5 protein-coding genes are annotated in these 2,420 nt (G+C 68.0%); 3 read left to right on the forward strand and 2 right to left on the reverse strand.

The window, feature by feature from the left end; genetic code table 11:
• Positions 1 to 179: 179 nt before the first annotated feature.
• Both MKK82_RS04340 and MKK82_RS04345 read right to left on the reverse strand, forming a co-directional pair.
• Positions 180 to 506, reverse strand: a complete 327-nt coding sequence (locus MKK82_RS04340) for a hypothetical protein (RefSeq protein WP_243984769.1) — start codon at positions 504 to 506, stop codon at positions 180 to 182.
• A complete protein-coding gene (locus MKK82_RS04345; protein ID WP_243984770.1) occupies positions 503 to 748 on the reverse strand; it encodes a hypothetical protein in 246 nt (81 codons plus the stop codon). Before MKK82_RS04345 ends, MKK82_RS04340 begins: the two co-directional genes overlap by 4 nt.
• Before the next feature lie 110 nt (positions 749 to 858).
• Between MKK82_RS04345 and MKK82_RS04350 the strand changes: the two genes are divergently transcribed.
• The 3 genes from MKK82_RS04350 to MKK82_RS04360 all read left to right on the forward strand — a co-directional run.
• Positions 859 to 1,149, forward strand: coding sequence for a hypothetical protein (locus MKK82_RS04350; protein WP_243984772.1), 291 nt, complete (start codon positions 859 to 861; stop codon positions 1,147 to 1,149).
• Between the two features lie 114 nt (positions 1,150 to 1,263).
• Positions 1,264 to 1,539, forward strand: a complete 276-nt coding sequence (locus tag MKK82_RS04355) for a hypothetical protein (protein WP_243984774.1) — start codon at positions 1,264 to 1,266, stop codon at positions 1,537 to 1,539.
• Between the two features lie 58 nt (positions 1,540 to 1,597).
• Positions 1,598 to 2,420 (forward strand): hypothetical protein (locus MKK82_RS04360; protein WP_243984776.1); only part of this gene is annotated, 823 nt, incomplete at its 3' end.

Genomic DNA, 2,420 nt, shown 5'->3' on the forward strand with positions numbered 1-2,420 from the left:
CCTCCTCAGCCGTCTCAGCGGCGATGCTCACCATCTGCCGTGTTGTACCCGAGTCCGAACCCGCGAAGCGGAGGACGAAGCTCAGGACATAGGCCTGCGTCGCCATCGTTACGTTTTCCGCTCTCGAAACCGGATCCCGGCCCCGCTGCCGTTCTCGGGGATGAACTCCAGGCCGGCGATCATGACGCGCCTTCCCCCTTCTGGAAGCCTGCGAAGAACCGCGATAGTCCCTCTAGGTCGGTATCCTTCAAAGCCTCCGCCTTAGTGGCCTCTTTAGGTACCGTCTCGTCGGTGTCGCGGCCCAAGCCATGCAGCGCTTGAGCGAGCATCGGCCACCAAGGCAACTTACATTCGCGCAGGAAGAAGGCTGCCTTGATCAGCGCCTCGCTCTGCTCGTGCGGGACTGGCCGCCCGACGATCTGCGCTTCGAGCACGTGGTCGATCAGTGCTTCTGTGAGACGGTGGACCTCAGACAGGCGCCCGGGTGATGTGTCTGCGGTGCTCACGCTGGATCCTTCCGGCGCAGCTTCACGCCCGGCTCGCCGTGGTTCAGGAATTCAACGCCTTCGGTTTCCAAGACGCGCATCACGGCTTGCACCTTGTCGAGGCCGCTGACCAATCCGGATGCGCCTCGCTTCTCCATGGCTCCGATGGTGTTGATGTTTACGCCTGCACGCTCAGCCAGCGTTCCCTGATCCATACCGACGAGGGCGCGCGCCGCCCGCAATTGGTTGCCCGTGGTCAACATCGTCGCTTCGATCTCGCCTGACTAGGTTTTTTTCATAGTAGACTATTGACGGTATAAGCGGAAGGGCTCATACCTGACTAGGAATTAGACCTAGTTAGGCGGGTTTGCAAATGCCCTACCGCACCGTCTCCTGGACCCGCATCGACCGCGCCGGCCGCGACAGTCGCCCCACGATCCCCGCCGGCATGCGCGGCGCTCGCGCCCTGATCCAGCTCGGCGCCCGCACCCGCCCCCTCGTCGTCGCCGGCCGCTACGACCGCGCCGCCATCATGGCCGCCGCATGCAAGGCCGCCACCGGCATTCAGGAGCGCTGCGGCGTCTCCCGCGCCGAGGCCATGTCCTCCGCCCTCAAGGCCACTTGGCAGGTCGCCAAGGCCGCCCACCGCGCCACCGCGCACTGACACCCTGACCGCGCCGCGCTGATCGGCGCCGAAAAGGCGCTGATCGGCGCCGAAAAGGGACCCAACCCCCCCACCACCGGCCCACCGCCACGAGCCCTACCAGGAGCGCGAACGATGACGCACGCCCGCATCCCAGATTTCAGCCAGCCCGCCCCGGTCCGCGCCGTGACCAGCGCCCGCCGTCAGCTCCCCGTGGACCGCCGCTACCGCAACCTGCCCGACGAGACGCCGCCCGGCACCATCGAGCCCTGGCAGGCCGTGGCCCCGGTCCGCCCCGACACCGCGCACAGCCGCTCCCTGCGCTTCCTCGACGTGGCTGGCGAGCTGCTGGCGGCCGTGGCCATCATCGGCGGTGGCATCGTCCTGACCGGCCTCGCCTCCCTGCTCTGACCCGCCCGCAAACCGAGCGGGCCGGCTGCCCGCGCACCTCATCCTCGAGGATCCCGCGATGTCCTTCCGTGCCTCTCTCAAGAACCTGATCCACCGCGATCCCGCCGCCAGCCTGCGCGAGCGCGCCGCCGACCTGCGCGCCAGCATTCCCGCGCCCATGACCCCGGCGCCCGCGCCCGCCTCGGTCGAGCAGGTTGCCGAGACCGGCGCCGAGCCTGCCCCGCAGGTTCTCCGCGAGCAGGACGACGCCGTGCTGTTGGCGCTCGCGCCGCTCTGGGAGGCCGCCGTGGACCTCTACCAGCAACGGATGGACGAGGAGAACCAGATCGGCGAGAGCGCGAGCAGCGAGGGCTGGCCGGGCGCCGCGCCGGACGGGGCGGGACCCGAGTGGCGGGCATGGTTCCAGCAGAAGGAGAATTGGCGCGAACGGACGGGCATGGATGCGGCCGAGGAGGCGTCGGAGGAGGCTGGCACGGCCCTGCACAAGATCGAGATGCAGATAGCGGCCCTGCCGGCAGCCTCGCTGGCTGGGCTCAAGCTCAAGGCTCGCGTCGCTCAGCGGAACGATGACATCGGGTGGCCTGATGAACTTGGCACCGGCTTGGTTCAGGACCTGCTGGCGTTCGGCGCAGATGACGACCACACCGCCACCGTGGAGGAGGCCGCCAGCCTCGATTTTGCCGCGTACGCCTTCGACACGCCGACCCGCGATCCGAGTGGCTGGATGAAGGAATTCACCCCCCATTCCCTCGGCATGCATATCGCCGACCGCACCCTACGCATGAGCAAGCCCGAACTGGTCGCCTTCATCCAGAAGGGAGGCGAGCGGGACGCCGAGGTGCCGACCGCAAAGCTCGAAGCCCTCACCTGCGCGCAGAAGA

The sequence above is a fragment of the Methylobacterium sp. E-046 genome (assembly GCF_022829625.1).
GTDB classification, from domain to species: domain Bacteria; phylum Pseudomonadota; class Alphaproteobacteria; order Rhizobiales; family Beijerinckiaceae; genus Methylobacterium; species Methylobacterium longum.

What these genes read in the sequence shown, in the direction of transcription:
- MKK82_RS04345 (WP_243984770.1), bottom strand. Translation starts at nt 748, where the DNA reads ATGTTGACCACGGGCAACCAATTGCGGGCGGCGCGCGCCCTCGTCGGT.
- MKK82_RS04355 (WP_243984774.1), top strand. Translation starts at nt 1,264, where the DNA reads ATGACGCACGCCCGCATCCCAGATTTCAGCCAGCCCGCCCCGGTCCGC.
- MKK82_RS04350 (WP_243984772.1), top strand. Translation starts at nt 859, where the DNA reads ATGCCCTACCGCACCGTCTCCTGGACCCGCATCGACCGCGCCGGCCGC.